Origin of the sequence: uncultured Chloroflexus sp. (assembly GCF_937129525.1) — a bacterium.
Lineage (GTDB): Bacteria > Chloroflexota > Chloroflexia > Chloroflexales > Chloroflexaceae > Chloroflexus.
Window position 1 is genome coordinate 21,236 of sequence record NZ_CAKZNK010000155.1, and the last position, 19,334, is coordinate 40,569.

General features: G+C 57.4%; 16 protein-coding genes. 8 read left to right on the plus strand and 8 right to left on the minus strand.

The features are described from left to right. Window positions 1-5 precede the first annotated feature (5 nt). Both Q0650_RS18660 and Q0650_RS18665 read left to right on the plus strand, forming a co-directional pair. Complete coding sequence (locus Q0650_RS18660; RefSeq protein WP_298821773.1) at window positions 6-1,172, plus strand: cysteine desulfurase family protein; 1,167 nt, start codon at window positions 6-8, stop codon at window positions 1,170-1,172. 93 nt (window positions 1,173-1,265) lie between these two features. After that, window positions 1,266-2,432 carry a C45 family peptidase gene (locus Q0650_RS18665; protein ID WP_298821775.1) on the plus strand — a complete coding sequence of 389 codons (1,167 nt, stop codon included), beginning with the start codon at window positions 1,266-1,268 and terminating at the stop codon, window positions 2,430-2,432. Window positions 2,433-2,477: 45 nt separating this feature from the next. Here the strand turns inward: Q0650_RS18665 and mutL are convergent, their stop codons facing one another. Both mutL and Q0650_RS18675 read right to left on the minus strand, forming a co-directional pair. Beyond that, the gene (gene mutL, locus Q0650_RS18670) at window positions 2,478-4,331 is read right to left on the minus strand and encodes a DNA mismatch repair endonuclease MutL (RefSeq protein ID WP_298821777.1); all 1,854 of its coding nucleotides are present in this window, start codon (window positions 4,329-4,331) and stop codon (window positions 2,478-2,480) included. Between the two features lie 82 nt (window positions 4,332-4,413). Continuing rightward, window positions 4,414-5,373, minus strand: coding sequence for a PP2C family serine/threonine-protein phosphatase (locus Q0650_RS18675; protein ID WP_298821779.1), 960 nt, complete (start codon window positions 5,371-5,373; stop codon window positions 4,414-4,416). A gap of 230 nt (window positions 5,374-5,603) precedes the next feature. Between Q0650_RS18675 and Q0650_RS18680 the strand changes: the two genes are divergently transcribed. Further along, on the plus strand, window positions 5,604-7,280 hold the full coding sequence (locus Q0650_RS18680; protein WP_298821781.1) for a M14 family metallopeptidase: 1,677 nt from the start codon (window positions 5,604-5,606) through the stop codon (window positions 7,278-7,280). A gap of 269 nt (window positions 7,281-7,549) precedes the next feature. Here Q0650_RS18680 and Q0650_RS18685 read toward each other — a convergent pair whose 3' ends face one another. The 6 genes from Q0650_RS18685 to Q0650_RS18710 all read right to left on the minus strand — a co-directional run bounded on the left by Q0650_RS18685 (window position 7,550) and on the right by Q0650_RS18710 (window position 13,314). After that, window positions 7,550-8,299 (minus strand): E3 ubiquitin ligase family protein, encoded by a 750-nt coding sequence (locus tag Q0650_RS18685; protein ID WP_298821783.1) that lies wholly within the window; start codon window positions 8,297-8,299, stop codon window positions 7,550-7,552. A gap of 313 nt (window positions 8,300-8,612) precedes the next feature. Further along, complete coding sequence (locus Q0650_RS18690) at window positions 8,613-8,846, minus strand: DUF2267 domain-containing protein (RefSeq protein ID WP_298821785.1); 234 nt, start codon at window positions 8,844-8,846, stop codon at window positions 8,613-8,615. Window positions 8,847-8,943: 97 nt separating this feature from the next. Further along, on the minus strand, window positions 8,944-9,711 hold the full coding sequence (locus Q0650_RS18695) for a hypothetical protein (protein ID WP_298821787.1): 768 nt from the start codon (window positions 9,709-9,711) through the stop codon (window positions 8,944-8,946). Between the two features lie 119 nt (window positions 9,712-9,830). Next, the gene (locus tag Q0650_RS18700; RefSeq protein ID WP_298821789.1) at window positions 9,831-11,183 is read right to left on the minus strand and encodes an ABC transporter substrate-binding protein; all 1,353 of its coding nucleotides are present in this window, start codon (window positions 11,181-11,183) and stop codon (window positions 9,831-9,833) included. 190 nt (window positions 11,184-11,373) lie between these two features. Continuing rightward, a complete protein-coding gene (locus Q0650_RS18705; RefSeq protein WP_298821792.1) occupies window positions 11,374-12,234 on the minus strand; it encodes a carbohydrate ABC transporter permease in 861 nt (286 codons plus the stop codon). A gap of 159 nt (window positions 12,235-12,393) precedes the next feature. After that, complete coding sequence (locus tag Q0650_RS18710) at window positions 12,394-13,314, minus strand: carbohydrate ABC transporter permease (protein ID WP_298821794.1); 921 nt, start codon at window positions 13,312-13,314, stop codon at window positions 12,394-12,396. Window positions 13,315-13,621: 307 nt separating this feature from the next. On the opposite strand from Q0650_RS18710, the gene Q0650_RS18715 reads away from it, so the two are divergent. From Q0650_RS18715 to Q0650_RS18735, 5 genes are all read left to right on the plus strand, one after another. Then, window positions 13,622-14,716 (plus strand): substrate-binding domain-containing protein, encoded by a 1,095-nt coding sequence (locus Q0650_RS18715; protein WP_298821796.1) that lies wholly within the window; start codon window positions 13,622-13,624, stop codon window positions 14,714-14,716. A 40-nt stretch (window positions 14,717-14,756) separates the two neighbouring features. After that, window positions 14,757-16,397, plus strand: a complete 1,641-nt coding sequence (locus Q0650_RS18720; RefSeq protein WP_298821798.1) for a VWA domain-containing protein — start codon at window positions 14,757-14,759, stop codon at window positions 16,395-16,397. A gap of 185 nt (window positions 16,398-16,582) precedes the next feature. Next, window positions 16,583-17,308 (plus strand): hypothetical protein, encoded by a 726-nt coding sequence (locus Q0650_RS18725; protein ID WP_298821800.1) that lies wholly within the window; start codon window positions 16,583-16,585, stop codon window positions 17,306-17,308. Window positions 17,309-17,417: 109 nt separating this feature from the next. Continuing rightward, window positions 17,418-18,845, plus strand: coding sequence for a cell wall metabolism sensor histidine kinase WalK (locus Q0650_RS18730; RefSeq protein WP_298821802.1), 1,428 nt, complete (start codon window positions 17,418-17,420; stop codon window positions 18,843-18,845). An 81-nt stretch (window positions 18,846-18,926) separates the two neighbouring features. After that, window positions 18,927-19,286: a response regulator gene (locus tag Q0650_RS18735; RefSeq protein WP_298821804.1), complete on the plus strand. Its 360-nt coding sequence runs from the start codon at window positions 18,927-18,929 to the stop codon at window positions 19,284-19,286. Window positions 19,287-19,334: the final 48 nt, after the last annotated feature.

Below are 19,334 nucleotides of genomic sequence, written 5' to 3' on the forward strand. Positions count from 1 at the left end.
AGCTTATGACAGATCGCCTGATTTACCTCGACCATGCAGCGACTACACCGCTCGATCCGCGTGTTCTGGAAGCGATGATGCCATTCCTGACCGGCATGAGCGGGAATGCATCGAGCATTCATCAGGTCGGACGAGCGGCATTGCAGGCACTCGACGATGCGCGTGAACAGGTGGCGCTGGTATTGGGCTGCCAGCCGAAAGAAATTATTTTCACGAGTGGCGGCAGCGAGAGCATTAATCTGGCCATCAAGGGCGTGGCGATGGCCCTCCGCGCTCAGGATAAAACCCACCTGATTAGCAGTACGATTGAGCATCACGCCGTTTTGCACGCGCTTGATTACCTGAAAGAATACGAAGGATTTGAGGTTACGCTCCTTGCAGTAGACCGCAGCGGACGGGTGAATCCGGCGGATCTGCGCGCGGCAATCCGCCCCGAAACAGCGCTGGTTTCGGTGATGTATGCCAACAATGAGACCGGCGTTATTCAACCGATTGCCGAACTGGCTGCGATCTGCCATGAATCTGGAGTGCTCTTTCACACCGATGCGGTGCAAGCGCCCGGTCAGTTATCGCTCGATGTACAGGCGTTAGGGGTTGATCTGCTCAGCCTGACCGCGCACAAGTTTTATGGGCCGCAAGGGGTTGGAATCCTCTATCTACGGCGTGGAGCGGCGCTGGTGCCGCAGATCAACGGCGGCGCTCAAGAGCGGCGACGGCGCGCCGGTACCGAGAATATTGCCGGTATCGTCGGGCTGGCCAAAGCATTGACAATTGCCGAGAGCGAGCGGATTGCTCATGTAACTCGCTTGCGCGCGCTGAGCGAACGTCTGATCGATAGTGTGCTTGCTCGCATTCCACAATCGTGGCTGAATGGCGATCGTGTTCATCGCCTGCCGGCTATCGTCAATCTTGGCTTTGCCTGCATCGAAACCGAAAGTCTCCTGCTTTTGCTCGATCAGCGTGGCATCTGCGCCAGTTCGGGCAGCGCCTGTACCTCTGGCTCGCTCGAACCGTCACACGTCCTGCTGGCGATGGGGTTATCACCCGATGAAGCGAATGGTTCAATCCGCTTTTCATTGGGGCGCCAGACAACAGAAGCGCAGATTGAAACATTGCTCGACATCTTGCCCGACCTGGTCGCTCAATTACGGACGGTCACGCCGTGCGTGTAAACGTCCGGTCTAACCAGGATTCAGCTACAATGGCCGTAACCCGATCGCAGCAGCAATAGTTCCAGATTTGGCAAAGAGAGGAGTGTCCCGGCTATGTTTCCATTGGTCGCGATTGCCGGCGAACCGTTTGAGCGGGGTCAGCAGTACGGCGCAGCCACAGCAGCGCTGGTACGGCATAGTATTGCCAGCTACGCCCGCCTGTTTGCATATCGACGCGGGTTAGACTGGTCAGCGGCGCAACGCGAAGCGCTGGCCTACGAGCCGCTGTTGCGTGAGATTGCGCCCGATCTGCTGGACGAGATGCGGGGAATCGCAGTTGGCGCCGGTCGCGAACTGGCCGAGATTATTGCGCTCAATGTGCGCACCGAGTTGCTGGCCGGAGTTGGGGTTGGCGTGCATCATCCGGAAGCAGCGGCAGCGCTGGCTCGCAATCGTGAGGCCGGTGTGCCAGAACATCCTGCAAAGCCGACTTCCGTCGGCAATACTGCTGGTGATGGTGGTGAATGCACCACTGCCGCTGCCGCTCCACCGGCAACGGCGAATAATAGGGTCTGGCTGGCGCAAACCTGGGACTGGCAAGGCGATCAGCGCGCAGCATGCGTGTTGTTGCGGATCGAAAGCCCAAACGCGCCACCAATTCTGACGCTCACCGAAGCTGGTATGGTGGCTAAAATCGGGCTGAATGGGGCTGGGGTGGCAGTCGGCTTGAATCTGCTCCGATCGCGGGCTGACGGTCAACGGCAGGGAATGCCGGTGCATATCCTGTTGCGCCAGATGTTGCAAAGCGATAGCGTGACTGCGGCGCGCCAACTGGCCGAGCGTTTGCCGGCCAGCGCTTCATCGTGTATCACCCTGGCCGACGCCCGCGGCGCATTGCTGGCGCTTGAGATCACTCCAGGCGGCGTAGCCGAATTACCGGCGCGCGAGGGGTTGCTGGCCCACGCCAACCATTGCCTCGATGCCGCTACCGCTACCGGCGAGTGCCCAATAGAGCCAACCTCCACCTCACGCGAGCGTTATGGACGCGCATGGGAATTGCTTGCTGCCGCTGCCGGACAGATCGATCTCGCCGTATTGCAGGCAATCCTGCGCGATCACGAAGGCGCGCCGCGCTGTATCTGTCGTCATCCTGACCCACGGATTCACCCGGTTGATCGGAATGAGAGCGTGTGCGGCGTGATTATCGATCTGCAAACCGCCACGATCCATGTGGCGGCCAATGTGCCGTGTCTGGCACCCTTTACCCCGATCAAGCTGTGAACGGTGACACGCCGGGCAGGCTGGTCAGTTCGATCGGCCTGACAATCATCCACGCCGACCGAACTGTCGTTCGAGCTGAGCCGGCGTCATCAGGATCATCGTTGGACGACCGTGCGGGCAGGTGCGCGGACTGGCACACTGTTCGAGCTGAAGAAGCAACTGGCGCATCTCTTCGTGGGAGAGCGGTTGACCGGCCCGCACTGAGGTATGGCAGGCAAGCGTAATCAACATTGCCTCGCGCCATTCGAGCGGGCTACTACCGCCGCGACCGGCCAGCCGTTCGGCCATTTCGTGCAGCGCTGCCGAGAGTTCGTCAAGAGGCAAAGTTGCCGGAATAGCGCGCACCAGCACGCCGGTTCCCCACGGTTCAAGGCTGAACCCCCACTCAGCTAACCTGGCGGCATTACCCAACAACAACGCACTCGCTTCAGGATTTAGTTCAACCGCTTGTGGAATCAACAACTGCTGCGTTTCAACCGCGCGCTGTGCGTACTGGTTCATCAGCTTCTCGTAGGTAATCCGTTCGTGAGCGGCATGCTGATCGATCAGGTACATTCCCTCAGGCGCTTCAGCGACGATGTAGGTCAACCCAACCTGCCCGACAACGCGCAACGGCGGCAATGCCGACCCCGACGGCGCCGGCGAGGATGGCGGAGATGGCGGGGAACCCGGATCAGGCAACGGCCCGGCGGCTGGCGCCGGGGGAGATGGCAATGGTAGCGGCGTGGTGAGCTGAGCCGCTGGCGAGCCAACATCCCAGCGTGAGCGTTCGCGATCCCAGGCAGCGGCGCCTACCCCCCAGGCCGACGGTGCCGGTGACGACTCTTGACCGAGGCGACGCAGCTCGAAGCGACGTTGAGCCGTCACGGGATCTGGCGCATCCCAAACCGGAATGTCGGCACCACTGATCAGCGCATCGCGAATCGCCCGCCCCAGCACGCTATGGACGTGGGCTGCGTAGCGGAACTTTACTTCACTTTTTGTCGGATGCACATTCACATCGATGGCTGCCGGATGCACACGGAGATCGATGATCGCAATTGGAAAGCGGCCCTTCATCAGCATCGTGTGATAAGCATTTTCGACCACGGCGGCCAGCGCGCCACGCGGTTGCAGCACGCGCCGGTTGGCGAAGAAGGCCAGATAGTTGCGCGAGCTGCGCGTCAGATCGGGCGGCGAAATCAGACCGCGCGCGGCTACCCATAACTCATCGGCGCCGGCCTCAGCCTGCACCGGCAACAGCGCGCGCCCCACTTCGAGACCGTACAACTCAACAACAACGGCGCGCAGATCGCCATCGCCAGCAGTCTGGAACATCACCCGACCATCAATGACCAGAGTAAAGCTCACTTCGGGATAGGCCAGCGCATACTGCTGAACGATCGCGCTGATCGCACTCGTCTCAGAAGCTTCAGAACGAAGATACTCACGCCGCACCGGCGTGTTGTAGAAGAGGTTGCGCACCGTAATCGTTGTGCCAGCCGGGCATCCGCATGGCAGGCGCGATTGCACTTCACCACCGGCAATGCGCAATTCCACTCCTAGCTCTGCCGTAGCCACTCTGGTGACACAAATTACCTGCGCAACGCTGGCGATACTCGGCAATGCCTCACCGCGAAAGCCTAATGTGCGGATCGCCCACAAATCATCGGCGGAATTGAGCTTGCTGGTTGCGTGACGGGCAAAAGCCAGTTCCACTTCATCGGCGGGAATGCCGCAGCCGTCATCCTGGACGCGAATCTCGCGCAGCCCCCCACCACGTGCTTCGACCACAATCCGTTGCGCGCCGGCATCAAGCGCGTTTTCGACCAGCTCTTTCACTACCGAAGCAGGGCGTTCAACTACCTCGCCAGCAGCAATTTGAGCAGCAATGGTTTCATCGAGCAGACGAATGGGCATAGCGCATTACGGTCTTTGTGGAAGCGCCGGCCATCAGCGCCGACACATACCAAAACAAATGTTCCTGCTTATTATACCATCATTACGGCGTTGCCGCCGGCGATGGAGTCATCGCTTGCGTTGGCGTCTCGGTAGTTGCAATCGTTGGCGAACTGAGCAGGGGAGGTGTTGTAGGACGATTGGTTACCAGCCCAAACACACCTACGCTAATCAATAGCACCAGTACCAGCGTTGCCAGTGCCAGCCCGACCCGTGATAGTGGTTTAAGCGTTGGTGGTTGTCCGGTCGTTGGTGAAGCATCCTTGATTGTAGAGGTTGCACTCTCGCTGACGGTTGGCTCAAGACCATCAACCTGCGCGATCACAACAGTGATATTGTCAGGCCCACCGCGAGCATTTGCTTCTTCGACCAAACGATGGGCCGCCACGTCGAGCGGATGCATGCTGGCAATCGCCGCAATCTCCTCATCGCTAAGCAGGCCATGCATACCGTCGGTTGAGAGCACGATGGTATCGCCGGGCAACAGCGGCTCGCGAAAGAGATCAACTTCGACGTGAGCGAGATGACCGATAGCGCGAGTAATTATATTGCGGATCGTTGAATTGCGCGCCTCTTCGGCGGTTATTAAGCCGGCAGCCACCTGATCGCCGATCAGGGAATGATCGTGGGTGAGCTGGCGAATCTGGCCTTCGCGCACCAGATATGCCCGACTATCGCCAACGTTAGCGATGTAGAGGGTATTGTGCCAGAAGAAGACGGCCACGGCTGTCGTGCCCATACTGCCGCGACCCTCGTCGTAGACGCGCTGATTCGCCGCGCTGAAGGCGTGGCTCAGACCTGCTGCCGGGTCATCACCGGGCTTAAACGTTGACAGGATGGTATCGACTGCCAGTTTGCTGGCAACTTCGCCGGCCAGATGGCCTCCCATACCATCGCAGACAACCAGTAACGTTCCTTGCCCAATCTCGGCGCTGCCGTAAGCATCTTGATTAATTTCGCGCCGCTTCCCGGTATCTGTTCGGGCACTATAACGCACTCGCATGGCCGACCTCATTGCCTTCCTTTTGTTTTCAGCAGTATACCACAGTGCGAGTGCCGTCATCTCATCGGAGCTGACTCACGCTTGCTGCTACGCAGGAGGAGATAATCAGGGCCGCGTTATGCCCGCAGCATGTGGACATCAGGCAAAGACACCGGCAGGCAGTCCGACAATTCTCAATTTCGTGGTACTATGATGGCAAAGGAATGTTTGACAAAGCAAGGATTTGCGCAATGCCGGCAATCGATTTCACCCGTTACTACCGTCCACACGAAGTCGAAGCAGCGTTGAAGAGCTGGGTCGAAGAATACCCGCAGCTCTGCGCGCTGCGCAGTATTGGCGCCAGTTACGAAGGCCGCCCGATCTGGTTGATGACCCTCACCAATCAGGCTACCGGCGCCGACGATGAGAAACCGGCCTTCTGGCTCGATGCCAACATTCACGCCACCGAAGTGACCGGTTGTATGGGCGCGTTGCACGTGATTCAAACTGTTCTGGAAGGGTACGGTCGCGATGCCAATATTACCGCGCTGCTCGATGAGCGAGCGCTGTATATTGTGCCCTGCCTCAACCCTGATGGAATGGAACAGGCTCTGACCTCACCGGTCTACGTGCGCTCGGGCACACGCCGCTATCCCTTCACCGATGACCGGGATGGACTCTACCCCGCCGACATCGACGGCGATGGGTTGATCTTGCAGATGCGTGTCGTCGATCCTGATGGCGGGTGGAAGGTGAGCGAACGCGATCCAAGGCTTATGCGCCCGCGCGCTCCGGATGAGCGCGGCGGCACCTATTACCGCGTCTACACTGAGGGCTATATCCGCAACTACAACGGCTATGAAGTCAAGATTGCGCCGCCGGCACAGGGGCTTGACTTCAACCGGAACTTTCCCTACATCTGGGCGCCGGAGGGTGTGCAGCGCGGCGCCGGGCCATACCCAACCTCAGAGCCGGAAATCCGGGCGGCGGTCGAATTCCTCACATCGCATCTCAATGTGAGCAGCGCCATCTCGTATCACACCTATTCAGGCGCGATCCTGCGCCCCTATTCCGACAAACCCGATGACCAGCTCCCGATTGATGATTTGTGGACGTACAAGGAGCTGGGGCGACGTGGCGAGGAGATTACCGGCTACAAGCACGTCTCAGTCTTCCACGGTTTCCGCTACCATCCGCGTGAGGTGATGCGCGGCGCGTTTGATGACTGGGCGTATGAGCAGCTCGGTATCTACGCCTTTACGGTGGAATTATGGGATATGATCGGCGAGGCCGGGATCAAAGATCGCGACTTCATCGAATGGTTCCGCGACCATCCCGAAGAGGATGATCTCAAGCTGTTGCGCTGGAACGATGAACAGCTCGCCGGCGCCGGTTTCGTCAACTGGCGACCGTTCGATCATCCGCAACTGGGGAAGGTCGAGATCGGTGGCTGGATCGAGCGGCGCACCTTCGGCAATCCGCCGGAGAAATTCTTATTGCGCACCCTTGAGCCAAATACGCGCTTCGTGCTGGCGCTGGCTCAAACCGGGCCGCGGCTGGAATTGCGCCATGTTAAGGCCGAACCACTCGGTGGCGATCTCTATCAGTTGCAGGCCGTCGTCGCTAACAGCGGCTACCTGCCCACATATGGCAGCCGCAAAGCGCAGGAGGTGAAGGCTGTACAACCGATCGAAGTCACGGTGAGCCTGCCTGATGGTGGCGAATTGGTGACCGGCGAGCAACGGCAAGAGATCGGTCAGCTCGAAGGACGGGCGAATAAGCGGGCATTGTGGGGCGGCAGTTTCCCCACCGACAACCTGCGTCGCTTGATGTGGACAATCCGTGTCCCGGCGGGGAGCAAGGTCACGATTACTGCTCGCTCGCAGCGGGCCGGTGTCGCGCGGGCAACTGTCGTGGCGGGGGAATAAGTCGCATGTGGAGGCGCGGCGAAGAACTGCGCGATGCGCTGCGGACAGAATTTGCATGAGCCGTGTGTGGGGAGGCGCGGCAATGCCGCGCCTATAACATTTGGGTAGCTCCGGCGCAATATATTCGTTCCCTACTGGACACGCAGACTGCTGCATTCCAGTTTCATGAACAGAGCGCAGCTCTGGTGAACAGAGTAAGCCAGTGGCAGTACAGGCAGGCTACCAGGCACGCTGTGCTGCCTGCCGCAGATGGTTCGCAACCGGCAACATTAGCCTGCCAGCATCCCCAATACTACCAGGCCCAAGCCAATCACGCCACTAACGAGCGCAGCAATATTCAAATTTCTCGCCCAGACAGCCGCTGAAGCTGCCAGCTCCTGCTCGCTCTTGCGACTGATCATGAAAGGTTGTTTGCGGTTGGTTGGGTGATGGGCAATTGCCACCTGCCCGTCATGATCGATCGCCGTGCCGAGCACAAACACCCGCGTCCCCACTTCCAACCCGCGCTCGTATTCGCGACGACCGAGCGCGCGCGTTGCGCCCGTCCACGCTTGTGGCGTCTCGACGAAGCGATTGCCGGTTTCGATCAGATCAAAGGAGGCATCATCGGGCAATACCAGCACGTGTCCGTGCTGATCACGCACGGCAAAGGGCACCCGATGCTCGTTCTGGGCAAGCTGCTCGCTGCGCCGCTCGACACGGCTGGAAGTGCGTCCACCTTCTTGTGTTGTAATCCGTTCCTCGTATTCACGATTGATAGTATGGACGTAAGCCACCAGTGCTCGACCGGATACCGGACCGGTGAGCGGCGCCGCACACTCTACAATACCTTCAACCTCACAAGGCTGAGCCAGTCCACTCGCGCCTAACGCCGCTGTAATTCGCTGGTGAATGGCGGTCAGAGTTGCAGTATCGCAGGTATCAACGGCGTTGAGCGCGCGCAACTTATTGGTATTCGCCCGCGCGACGAAGAAAAAAATTACAGCCAGTCCGATCAAAAGGATGCCGCCGATAATCATTGAATTTACCTTAAACAACAAGCACTACAACCGTTTAATAGCGACAGTAGTGATAAAAAAGCAAGTTGCGCCACACGCATGTCACGCGACGATCACCATAAAGTTGGCGCAACCTGCCGGAACGCACAACGTTCGCTTCTTACCCGGCTATGCTCTGCGGGCCACTACGCGCAACCTGAACGTTCAGAAGATCGGCCAGGACGAAACCGCTAGCAACGCTACCCCATCTGTTCGAGCGCAACCTGCCACAGATCATGCCTGACACCGGGATATATGGATTACCAACGGCTTTGCTCATCTGCTCCGTCAGATTTTAATCTTCCTTCTTGCCACCAAACAGGCCACCCAGCAAGGTCTTGGCCGCATCGATCTGCTCGCCCAGCGCGCCAATATCACCTTTCAGAACCTGATCGAGCTGCGCCGCGACCGGTTCAGGCAGCTTCTCTTTCAAAAAGCCGACTACTACATCGACGGCCTGTTGGGCCTGTTCAGCGCTAACCCCCGTCTTTTCCCGAATCAACTCAACCAGTGTCTTACCTGTACTCATACCAGCTTACTCCTTCGTAATATGCCATGACAACCATTGCGCGACACAGGTCAGTATATCACGTGAGACAAGACAGCGTAGACAATAACATCACTTTCTACGACCGCCCGGTGCGAAAAAAGGTGACCATATCGAGCATCCCGTACAAACTGGCGCTGGTAAAAGTGATGCTTGTCTCGGCGGTATGGCGCAATACCAACGCTTCCCATGCGGGCAACTCAGCTTCGGCAGCGATTGCCAGCTCCGGGTCGGCGAAATACCCCAGCGTTACGTGCGGCGTGTATGGTTCGTAAGCGGCAATGCCAAACCGACTGCGAAAGGTTTCATTCCAGGCCCTGCGCAGTTCGGTCAGCATGGTAAACGTATGAAATGTTGCCGGCGTTGGCGTCAAGATGGCCACCAAAGCAGACTGCTGCGCTATCACCAGCCGATTGACGGTGAAAGACACCTGCCAGCCGCGGCGACGAATCAGCGGCGAGCCGGCAATCGTGCCGCTGATCAGATTGCCGTGGCTCAGAGCGCCGGGAATGTCGAGCAGGAGATCATCTACGCGCTGACGCACATGCGGAAAGGCCTGCGCAACATTGCCATCATTCGGTCCATCCCACAACGTCACGTGATAGGTTGCCGGCGGCAAGGCGCAAAACAGATACCGGCGCAGCAGCAGATCAGTATCGAGCGCGCACATCGCGGCGCGCAGGCCACGGTAGAGGGTATATTCCGGGATGGCATCGAGCGCGCAATCAAGCCGCAGCCACGGCCCATCACGACGCAGCCCAACGTTGTTGAAGAGAATAGTTAATCCCCGATAAGTGGCCCAGCGCGGCGCGAAACCGGCGATTTTGGGGTTGGCAATGGTCAGCATGGTGACCAGACCATTCTTTGCTGCCCACCATTGCAGAGACGCGCAGGCACAAGCAAGGCAGCAGAGCACTTATGCAACCGTGCCACCGACCTGGCATCTCTGCAACGGTGAGCCTGTGATCAACCCTCGCGCGCCTTCAGATCTTCGAGGATCGGCTGCGCACCCTGCGCCAGTTCATCATTCACCGCCGCAAAGACTGCGCTTGGCGCTTCCCCGTTGACGATGATCCGCTCTAACCCCTTCCCGATAATCTGATCGCCGTTGCGCACGAAGACGCGCGCGGCATCCTGGGCGCGGGTCTGGGGCAACTGATCGACCGCCGTCTTGAAGTTGGGGTTTTGATTGAAGAACTCAACCATCTCGGGCGTCTGCTTGGTGCTGATGCGCACCGGCATGTAACCGGTGCTGCGCGCCCACACCCCGGCATTAACCGTACTGGTTGCAAAGGCGATATACTTCATCGCCGCCAGTTGCTTTTCAGCCGGCGACCGGCTGACCACTGCCAGACCGGCGCCACCGGTAGGACAGCCGAAGTTGGTCTCGCGAGGCAAGAAACCAACCCCAACCGGGAAGGTGGCACTGGACTGAATCCCGGCCAGCGCACCAGTTGAGGCCATCATCGAGGCAATGGCGCCACCGAGAAAATCCTGATTCAAATTATTGCTCATCACTGCCCACTTGTCTTTTACCACCGTATCCTGGTAGAACTGAGCCGCGCGCAGTGTATTAGGATCGGTCATGGTCATCGTGAAATCGGGCAGTGAGTACTGTCCGCCAAACTGCCAGACCACACCCTGGAAGAGCCATGCGATGTAGCTGGCGCCATTGGGATGACCAAATGCAGCCCGGCTACCATCACTCTTGACCAGCTTCGGCACCCACTCGCTAAACTCGGCCCAGGTTTCAGGTGCCCGGTCGGGCAAGCCGGCTTCGGCCCAGATGTCCTTGTTGTAGTAGAAGAGCGGCGTGCTGCGAGCAAACGGGATCCAGTAGTGAACGCCTTTGCGCACGCCCTCGTTGAGCAACACCGGCTCGTAGTCGGCGAAGTCGAGATTGACCTGCTTTGCCAGATCATCCAGCGCCGAAATAGCGCCGGCCAGATAAAAGCCAAACCACCAGACATCCGAGAGCAAGATAACATCAGGAGTCGTATTTGCCTGCAACGCCGCAGTAAACTTCTGCGCCGTCTCTTCGTAGCTGCCCTGGAATTGATACTCGACCTCAACCTCGTTTTGCGACTCGTTGAACGACTTGACCATCGCCTGCTCGGCCTCACCCAGGTTACCACTGAATGAGCCCCAGTAGGTAATCTTAACCTTCGAACCGGGCTGGCTGACAACCGCCGGCGCAGTCGTCGCCTGCGTCTCCTGGCTACCCTGGCCAGCGGGACTGCCACAAGCCGCCAGCAATGCCGCTCCACCCCCTGCCATCATCAGGCGTAACATCTCACGCCGGGTCAAAGTCCGCTTCATGATCTCTCCCTCAGGTTATTGACTACGGAACCAGCTCGAACGCCAGGCGTTCAGATCTATGCATACGGCCCACTGCCGTGATGCCCTGGAATGAAGCGGCAGCACGCGACGCTACCGCGATGCAATCGCGCAATGATCCCTATACACGCCGCAATACTCCCCTTTCAGCGTGACAACCATTGCGTTACGCTTAACCCTTTACCGCGCCGGCGGTCATACCTTCGACGATAGCGCGTTGGGCGAGCAAGAAAGCGATCAGCACCGGCACGATCAGAAAGAGCGAACCGGCCATGACCACACCCCAATTGGACAGACCTTCACTATTGCGCAGCCAGAAGACACCGATCGGCAGAGTGCGCATATCGGTGGTATTGGTGACGATTAACGGCCAGAGGAAGTCGTTCCACTTGCTGACGATCGACAAGAGCGCCATCGTAACGATAGCCGGCTGCGCAATCGGCATAACAACACTGAAGAGGATGCGCAGATGGCCAGCTCCATCGACCTTTGCCGCCTCAAGAATTTCGCGCGGCACGGACAGAAACGCCTGTCGCAAAAGGAAGGTACCGTAGGCGATAGCAGCTCCTGGAATGATGATGCCCTGATAGGTATTGATCCAGCCGAGACGAGCAACAGTAAGATAATTCGGCACAATAGTGATCTCAACCGGCACCATCAACGCTGCCAGTAGCAAAAGGAAGACCAGATCTTTGCGCGGGAAGCGCAGATAGGCCAGCGCATACGCCGAGAAGAGGGCCAGGATCACCTCAGCCGCCGCGCCGAGAAAGGTGGTGATAAAGCTATTGAGATAGTAGCGACCGAACGGCGCTGCCTGCCATGCTGCCGGGAAGTTCGCCAGGGTAGGGTTGGCCGGCCACCACGTTACCGGCAACGAATAGATCTCGCGCGTCTCTTTGAATGCAGACATCACCGTCCAGTAAACCGGCAAACCGATAACCAGCACAACGAAGAGCATTGCCACATAACCGGCGATACGCCAGGCCAGCAACGAGAATGGGAGTGATTGCCGTCGCGTTGCTGCAGGCGCCATTCTCTGTTCTATCTCATTGGTGACATCCATACAATCTGTATCACTCTCATGCTTGCGCGCAGCGAATGGCAGTTTCCTCTCAAGACGACGCCAATCTCTGAGCGCCCAAACAACAACACAGGGTTTCTCCACATCGCGCAATCTACATTTGCGCTACGCTTATCCATAGGTCACCTGGCGCTCAACATAACGAATTTGAATCATCGTCAGCGCCAGCATTATCAGGAAGAGCACAATCGCGACGACACCAGCCTTACCGGCATCATACGAGACGAAACCCAACTCGTAGAGATGAAAGACAAGGGTTGTCGTCGCGCTCGCCGGACCGCCATTGGTCAAGACGCGAATGATGTCGAAAGACTGAAAGCAGGTGAGAATACTGGTTACCGACAGAAAGAAAGCGACTGGCGAGAGACCGGGCAGAGTAACGTGCCAGAACCGATCCCAGGCGCCAGCGCCATCAACGCGAGCCGCGTCATACAACTCACGTGGAATGTTTTGCAGGCCGGCGAGGTAAATCACCACAGCGTAGCCAATGTTCTTCCATACGTACACGATGATCACTGCCGGCATCGCCCAAAACGAATCGATCAGCCAATTCGGTGAGTCGAGACCGAAGAACCCCAGCAACTGGTCGATCAAGCCATAGCGCGGGTCAAAGATGTAGCTCCACACGACAGCCACTACCGCGCCTGAGATCACCACCGGTGCAAAAACCACTGCGCGCGCCGTATTGCGAAATTGCAGCGGCTGATTGAGCAGGAGTGCCAGCATCAACCCGATAATAAGTGTCAGGCCGACCGACCAGACGGTAAATGTAGCCGTTTGCCAGATGATGTTCCAGAATTGGGGATCACTAAAGGCGGAGATATAGTTCTGCAACCCGACAAAGGGCATTGCAGGGCGCAAAAAATCCCAGCGCACCATGCTGAGATAGGCGTTGTAGAGTAATGGCCAGTAGGTGAAAACGCTGAACAGAAACAGATTAGGGCCAATGAACAGGACGAAGAGCAACCATTCACGATGCTCGCGCCGCGATGTTTTCGGATGGTAATCCTGATGAGGCGTATACGTGGCCATAGTGACTCACAATTGCGTACTCTTCATTAATGTCACTATGGTAGTGCGCTTTGATTAATCGTTCATCATTAATTTATTAAGTAATAGTTAAGAAATTCCTATTTCATTGTTAAACCATCCACAGCCGCAAATCGCGGGCAAAGCTGTGGCCAGAACGGGCGAATGATGCAGACCAACTGCAACGATTCGGCGATGATAGACGTAATCTTTGCGTGAATGGGATAATTTTAGCTATACAGTGGCACTGATAGAGTGCTACTATATAACTCAGATAGCTCTCAACCGTCCAGATCATGAAGACATTTGTATGCTGACAATTTCGCGCATAGTTGCCGCCAGCTACATCTTCGCAACCATCGTCCTGGCAGTCATCACCGTCGTCTATGGCCCGATCGGATGGGCGCCGTTGCCTTTGCCGACTGCTGCGCCACCGATTCGGATTGACCTGGCGATAAGTTCAGAAAAGGAGGATTGGATCCGCAGCGCCATCGAACGCTTCGCCCTGACCAACCCAACTGTCAATGGCCGGGCAATTGAGGTCAGGGTGCGCATAGCGGGTTCGCGCGAGCTGATCGAGCTGATCGAGCGAGGGAGCTATCAGCCAACGGCAGTCAGCCCGGCCAGCGTATTGCAACTGAACGAACTGCGCCAGTGGCGGCCAGAATTCCTGACCGAACCGGCTCAATCACTGGTACTCTCGCCGATCGTGGTATTGGTGCGCGAGTCGGCAGCAACGGACAGTGTTGTCGATCCATGGCGGGCAATCCAGGACAATAATCTTAAGGTTAAAATCGGTATCTCTGCGCCGACCCGAAGCAATGGTGGTCTGCAAACTATTCTGCTCCTGGCAGCGCAGTACCACCGAAGCGACAATCTAACCCGCGAACAGGCGCGCGATCCCGCGCTACAAGACTGGCTGGCAAACCTCGATCGCCGCGTCGTCCAGTGGCCGGCCAGCACTGGCATGCTCACGACCGACTTCATCATTCGGCCCGGCGTCTACGACATCATCACTACATATGAAAATCTGGCCTTACAGTCATTTCGGCAAGGTGAGGGACGCGGATTGCGCATCCGCATACACTATCCACCGATCACCACCGTTAGCGATCATCCCTACACTATCCTGAACGCGCCATGGGTCGATAGCGCCGAGCGTGAAGCTGCGCGTCTGCTGGGCAATTTTCTGCTTAGCCCCGATGAGCAGCGGATTGCGATGCGCCAGTATGGGTTTCGTCCGGCCAATCCGCAAGTGACCGTCAATCTTACCGACGCGGAATCGCTCTTTGGCCGTTACGCTGACCGCGGCCTGCAAATCGACCTGGCTGCGCAACTCGCCACTCCCACGCCTGATGTGGTCACCGAACTGTTGAATACGTGGCGAAGCGCAACAGGGCAATGAATGCATTCCACTCGAGTGAACAACCGGAGAGGAGTTATCGATGCTGACGCGACCATTTAAACTGATCACTTCACTCGTGTTGCTCATCACCCTGCTCAGTGGCTGCGGCGATTTCGGCGCGCTATTGAGCGGTGGTGACGCTAATGCAATCACGATCAGTATCGCTTATAGTCCGGAAAAAGATAAATGGCTGACCGAACAGATTGCCCGGTTCAACGAACAGCGCATCACGGTCAATGACCGTCGCGTGCAGGTCGAAGGGATCAATAAGTCGTCGGGCGCGGCGCGCACCGAAATCAAGAAGGGGACGCTCCAGGTTACCGTCTGGAGTCCATCGGCCAGCACCTGGCTCGAAGTGCTCAAGCAAGAGAGCGGCAATCAAAACATCGCCATTTCGAATAAGCCACTGGTATTGACGCCGGTCGTGATTGCGATGTGGAAGCCAATGGCCGAGGCGATGGGATGGCCAAACCGGCCAATCGGCTGGAAAGACATTCTCGACCTGACCAACGATCCGCAAGGATGGGGACGCTTTGGTCGCCCGGAATGGGGACGCTTCTCGTGGGGACACACCGATCCCGAAATCAGTACGACTGCGCTCAGCACGCTCATCGCTGAGTTCTACGCCGCCACCGGCAAGCAAGATGGGTTGACGGTGGCTGATGTGCAGAGCGAGCAGGCCACGCGCTTCATCCGTGAATTGGGGCGCAGCATCAAACACTACGGGTACAACACCCTGGTCTTTAGCGAGAACATGAAGAAATTCGGCATGAGCTACATCTCGGCCTTCCCGATGGAAGAGATTACGCTCATCGACTTCAACAAATTCGACCCGCCGCCGACGCCCCTGGTAGCGATCTATCCGGCAGAAGGCACCTTCTGGCACGACAACCCATTCATCATCATGGCGAGCGCCACGGCTGAAGAACAAGAGGCTGCCGAGCGTTTCTACGAATTCCTGCTCACCGAAGAGAGCCAACGCGCCGCAATGTCATATGGCTTCCGTCCGGCTAACCCCAACGTGCCGCTTACCGATCCGATCAGCCCGGCGTTTGGCGCTGATCCGCAAGGCGTGCAAACAGTGCTAGAGGTGCCATCGGCAGAAGTCATTGTTGCAGTCAAAAACTCTTGGGCGCTCAATCGCAAACGCGCCGACATTCTGCTGGTCGTTGACACCTCTGGTTCGATGGAAGGTGATAAGCTAGCGATGGTAAAAGCCGGGATCGAGACCTTCTTAATGCGCATTATGCCCGAAGATCGGGTTGGAATGATTACGTTTGATTCAACAGCTCGACTGGTGGTGCCGATGGCGCCGCTAAGCGACAACCGAATTGATTTACAGGTTGCAGTGCAAGAGATGCGCGCTGTCGGACGCACGGCCCTGTTTGACGCACTCGCGCTGGGTAAACAGACGCTGGATGAACTGCCACCTTTAGAAGAGGATCGCATTCGCGCGATTGTGTTACTCTCGGATGGAGCAGACAATCAGAGCCGGTTGTCTCTCGCCGAGGTGCGCAATCTCTTCGAAGAGAGTGGTATCAGTATCTTCCCGGTCGCCTACGGCAGCGACGCTGATCGGCAAGTGCTTGATGCGATTGCCGAATTTGCCCGAACTATCGTTGTAGTCGGCGACACCGGCGATATTGCGCAGATCTTTGAAAATCTGAGTCGGTACTTTTAAGTCGCTGCGCCGGCAGGGGATGAAGCAGGACAGCTTCCCATCATGACGCTCGCCCTTGCCGGCGCCAGGTATCGAACATCAGACGGCTTACGTCAAGTCAGTCATCGCTCGATCTGACAACAATTTGGTTTGGGCTGCGTGATATAATGGCGTTAGCAACAATTGCGTCAGGAGCAACAACTGATATGGCCATTCTGCGCACTGCCGCTCTGCAACCAATCAATATCCTGGCACTGGTTGCCGCAATCTTCGGCGGAGTGACTCTGACCATCTGGTGGCTACCGCTGGGAGTAGGAGTGTATGCGATAGCGGTATGGCTGGCCGCCCGCGATCCGCTCTTGACCGCGCCGCCGCCGCTACCGCGCCCGCGTATTACCAGCTCGAGATTACGTGCCATCATTACAGAGATTGAGCGATCGCAACGCGAAGTAGAACGAACTGCCCGCGCAGCTCAAGGCCCAATTGCCGGCCTGCTCAGCAACATCGTCACTCAGACTCGCGATCTAGTCATGGAAGCCTACTTCCTGGCCGATAAAGGACAGATGATCGAACGTTATCTGGCCAACAGCAACGAGGAACGCCTCTCGCAGCAAATTCAGCAACTTGACTGGCAGATCAGCGCCACGATTGACACCTTTACCCGCCAGCAACTTGAAGAGCGGCGACAGTCGTTGCAGGCGCAACGCCAGCACATTTACGACCTCGCAAACCACCTTAATCGGATCCAGGCCCAGTTAGCAAACATCGATGCCAGCCTGGACACGACGCTCGCCGAAATTGTGCGACTCCGCGCTGCCGACGCTGTAGCGATGGCATCGACCAGCGGCGCAGTGCAACAACGTCTCGCCGATCTGCGCAGCGATATGGAGGTGTTCCGCAAAGTGCTCGACACCGCAATGACCGGCATTTAGCCAGACAGAAACTGATCTGAATTTCATCATTCTTCAATGAACGATCAGGAAGATTCTGGTATCATAATGAACAACCCTACCGGCAGCACTCGATAAAGGAAGTTGGCTCATGGTTGCGCGCTCACTCATCCCGGCCCGCACTCCGGTCGCAACACCTGATGAAGGACTCGTCGCCGATCTCTTGCCGCCGATGCTCGTGCTTTTGGCCACGCTATCGGGTGGCGCGATCGGAATCTTGTTGCTCAATCGCTGGCACTATAATCTCTGGCCATATGCAATCGTTCTGCTGCTCTTACTCGCGGTAGCCATCAGTGACCGGCTGCGCCGAAAAGGCAATCTCCCCGCCGCCAGCATCGTCATCGTTGCGGCGCTTACCATCTTACCGATGTTGAGCTGCGCCGCCTTCGGCTTCACCAACAATATGTTTGTCTATCTGAGCGTGCTGGGAGTGATTGCTGCCGGCATCATGGTGTCGTCGCGCGCGCCGTTTCAGGCTGTTCAGGCTGCAATTCTCACCTATCTCATTCTGCTGGTGGCCGCCGACTGGATCGGCCAACCGCGCCCAACCTGGTTTGAAGCAATCGGCCAAATTTTGTTCCAGAGCGTTCTCTTGCTTGGCGTGGCCACACTCAGTTGGGCCGCCGCTTACGTTGTGCGCGGCACTATCAGTTGGGCCATCGATACAGCGCAAAAGTCGGAACGGCGCGAGCAATTGTTGCGCGAGACCCAGGCTAACCTCGAACGTGCTTTGCTTGAGCGTGACTTGCTCAACGAGCAGCTCTACCGCGCGACTCTTGAATTGGAAGAGGCGCGCGCTGCCGCCGAGGCAGCATACCGCTCAAAAGCCAACTTTATGGCAACAATGTCGCACGAGTTACGCACGCCGCTCAACATTATTATCGGGTTTAGCACAGCCATGCTAGAACATCCCGAAATGTACGGCGACGCGCGTATTGATGAACAGGTTCTGCAAGACATTGCCGAGATTCGGCGCAGCGGTCAGCATCTGCTCAGTATCATCAACGACATTCTCGACCTGGCGAAGGTCGAAGCCGGGAAACTCGAACTCAATAAGACAAATCTGGCCCTGCCACCGTTGCTCGAAGAAGCAATGCGTCACGCGCAGGCCCTGGTCAACAATCGACCAATTCAACTGCGGCGCGAGTTTCCCGATTCGCTACCAACAGTGCTGGCTGATGAAGTGCGGGTCAGACAGGTTCTGCTCAATCTCGTTTCAAATGCCAGCAAATTCACCCATGCAGGCGAAATTGCTGTTGGCGCGCGGGCTGACAGCAATCAGATCGTGATCTGGGTGCTTGACACCGGCATTGGCATTGCGCCGGCTGACCAGGAGCGTATCTTCCAGCAATTCGAGCAGGTTGAGAATGCCGACACTCGCCAGCACGCCGGCACCGGTCTTGGCCTTTCGATCTGCCGCTGGCTGATTGAATTGCACGGTGGACGGATGTGGCTGGAGAGTGAACTGGGCAAAGGAAGTATCTTCTTCTTCTCATTGCCACGCGCGCGCGCAGGGTAAAAGGCGCGCGAAAGAAACTGGTCAATGTAGTCCACGCTTCACAACCGGCAATGGCGCAGATAAGCAAAGGAGCGCAGAACGATGGCCAAAATCCTCCTTGTCGACGATGTCTACACGGCTCGTTCCATGTTTGAGCGTGTGCTCCGCCACGTTGGACGGCACGAGGTGCTCTCGGTAGGTAGTGGCGCTGAAGCCCTGGCCAAAGTCCATGAATTCGCTCCTGATGTGATCGTGCTCGACATCAGTATGGCCGATCGCGATGGCTTTATGGTATTGCGCGATCTGCGCGCCCAAGGGATCACCTGCCCGATCATTGCGCATACTGCCCGCACTGAAAGGACGCCGGGCGAATTTGTAGCCCAGGGTTTTGATGCTTACGTGCCCAAAACGGGCAACCTGACCAATCTGCTCAATACCGTGCGCGATCTGGTCGGGCGGTAACAGACGCATGCGCGAGTGAGCCATCGCGCTGCCACATGATGCAGGCCC